General features: G+C 71.0%; 1 protein-coding gene and 1 pseudogene. Both read right to left on the bottom strand.

Features of this window, described 5'->3' with window-relative positions:
* Positions 1–79: 79 nt before the first annotated feature.
* The gene (locus ACFC1F_RS43070; protein WP_376167272.1) at positions 80–838 is read right to left on the bottom strand and encodes a hypothetical protein; all 759 of its coding nucleotides are present in this window, start codon (positions 836–838) and stop codon (positions 80–82) included.
* Between the two features lie 465 nt (positions 839–1,303).
* Positions 1,304–2,167, bottom strand: a pseudogene (locus ACFC1F_RS43075) (tetratricopeptide repeat protein); the annotation flags it as partial.
* Between the last annotated feature and the right edge of the window lie 373 nt (positions 2,168–2,540).

Genomic DNA, 2,540 nt, shown 5'->3' on the forward strand with positions numbered 1-2,540 from the left:
GCCCGGGATCTCCCGGGTGGGGCAGGGCCTCACTCAGTCCTGCTCGACGTCAAGCCTCGTGGCCGAGGGCCTGACGGCTTCAGGCCTTCGCGTCGCTGGAGCGCTCCGGCGCGACGCCGTCGAACTCCTCGTCGATCTCCAGGTCGTCGTCGTCGTAGAACTCCTCGACGTCTTCCTCGTCCTCGAAGATCTCCCGCTCGTCCGGCACGCCGCCACCACGCGGCTTCGCCGGGGCCTCGGCCTGCTCGTCGGGCTCCTCCAGCTCCGGGTCCAGCGCGTCCACGAACTCCAGGCCGTCGATCTCGGCCAGACGCTCCGAGGCGTTGGTCGCACCCTCGCTGTCGGCCTCGGCCGCCTTGGCGAACCACTCACGGGCCTCGTCACCACGGTCGGCCGCGATCAGCGCCTCGGCGTAGGCGTAGCGCAGTCGCGCGGTCCACGGCTGCACCGAGTTGGAGGCCAGCTCCGGGCTCTGCAGGGTGACGACGGCCGCGTCGAACTGCTCCATGTCGCTGCGGGCACCGGCGGCGACCAGACGCATCTCGACCTGGCCGGCCTTGTCCAGCTGCTTCACCTCGGGCTCACCGGCCATCGCCAGCGCCCGCTCCGGACGGCCCAGACCACGCTCGCAGTCGGCCATCACCGGCCACAGGTCCGCGCGGCCGGTCATCCGGCGGGCGGCGCGGAACTCGGTCAGCGCCTCGGAGTAGCGCTGCGTCATGTACGACGCGAAGCCGGCCGCCTCGCGGACGGCGGCCACACGGGAGGCCAGCCGCAGCGCGATGCGCGAGTACTGGTAGGCCTCCTCCGGCTCACTGTCCAGCAGCCGGGCGACCATCACCAGGTTGCGGGCGACATCGTCGGCGAGCGTCTTGGGCAGGCTCTTGAGCTCCTGGCGGACATCCGCGTCCAGCTCGAAGCCGGTGACGTCCTCCGGGATCGGCAGGCGCTTGACGGGCTCGTAGTTGCCCCGGCGGTCGTCGTAGTCCCGGCCGCCGCGGTCGTCGCGGTCGCGGTTGTAGCCGCCCGAGGGGCGGTCGTCACGGCGCGGACGGTCGTCGCGGCGGAAGCCGCCACGGTCGTCACCACGGCCCTCGAAACGCCCGCCGCCACGGCTGTCCCGGCCGCCGCGGTCGTCACGGTCGCGGTTGAAGCCACCACCCGACGGGCGGTCGTCCCGGCGGAAACCGCCACCGGAGGGGCGGTCGTCACGGCGGAAACCACCGCGGTCGTCACGGTCGCGGTTGAAACCGCTGGGCCGGTCGTCACGACGGAAGCCACCGCCGGAGGGGCGGTCGTCACGACGCGGACGGTCGTCACGGTCACGGTTGAAGCCACCACCCGACGGACGGTCATCGCGACGGAAACCGCCACGGTCGTCACGGTCACGGTTGAAGCCACCACCGGACGGACGGTCGTCACGACGGAAACCGCCACGGTCGTCACGGTCACGGTTGAAGCCACCACCCGACGGGCGGTCGTCACGGCGGAAACCGCCACCGGAGGGACGGTCGTCACGACGGAAGCCACCGCGGTCATCGCGGTCGCGGTTGAAACCGCTGGGCCGGTCGTCACGACGGAAGCCACCGCCGGAAGGGCGGTCGTCACGACGCGGACGGTCGTCACGGTCACGGTTGAAGCCACCACCCGACGGACGGTCATCGCGACGGAAACCACCACGGTCGTCACGGTCACGGTTGAAACCGCCCGAGGGGCGGTCATCGCGGCGGAAGCCACCGCCGGAGGGACGGTCGTCACGACGCGGACGGTCGTCACGGTCACGGTTGAAACCGCCACCCGAGGGGCGGTCGTCACGGCGGAAGCCACCGCCGGAGGGACGGTCGTCACGACGCGGACGGTCGTCACGGTCACGGTTGAAGCCACCACCCGACGGGCGGTCGTCACGGCGGAAACCGCCACCGGAGGGACGGTCGTCACGACGGAAACCACCGCGGTCATCGCGGTCGCGGTTGAAACCGCCACCCGACGGACGGTCGTCACGGCGGAAACCACCGCCGGAGGGGCGGTCATCACGACGCGGACGGTCGTCACGGTCACGGTTGAAACCACCACCCGACGGACGGTCGTCACGGCGGAAGCCACCACCGGAGGGACGGTCGTCACGACGGAAACCACCGCGGTCGTCACGGTCGCGGTTGTAACCGCCACCGGACGGACGGTCGTCACGACGCGGACGGTCGTCACGGTCATCGCGGCGGGGACCACGGTCGTTGGACCAGCCCCCGCGAGACCGGGGCTCGTAGCCTCGGCCGTCGTCCGATCGACGCTCGGGACGGTCCTGGGGCTGGTTCGACATTGTGGTGACTCCTTCTGCTGCTCAGCTCCACCGCGGCCTGGGCGACACCACTGCCCTCGCGCGGTTCGATGCCGGCCTCCTGGCCGCGCACCTACTCCATTGTCCGACATCCGGAGACCCCCCGCGCATGGGCGGAAGTCCCGATTTGTCGGGGTTGTACACGTTCGCAAAACACAAAAGGCCGCGGCCCCAACGAAAACCGTGGGCCGCCGCCCTATAATGA

The sequence above is a fragment of the Kitasatospora sp. NPDC056181 genome (genome assembly GCF_042266225.1).
Lineage (GTDB): Bacteria > Actinomycetota > Actinomycetes > Streptomycetales > Streptomycetaceae > Kitasatospora.

What these genes read in the sequence shown, in the direction of transcription:
- ACFC1F_RS43070 (WP_376167272.1), bottom strand. Translation starts at nt 838, where the DNA reads ATGGTCGCCCGGCTGCTGGACAGTGAGCCGGAGGAGGCCTACCAGTAC.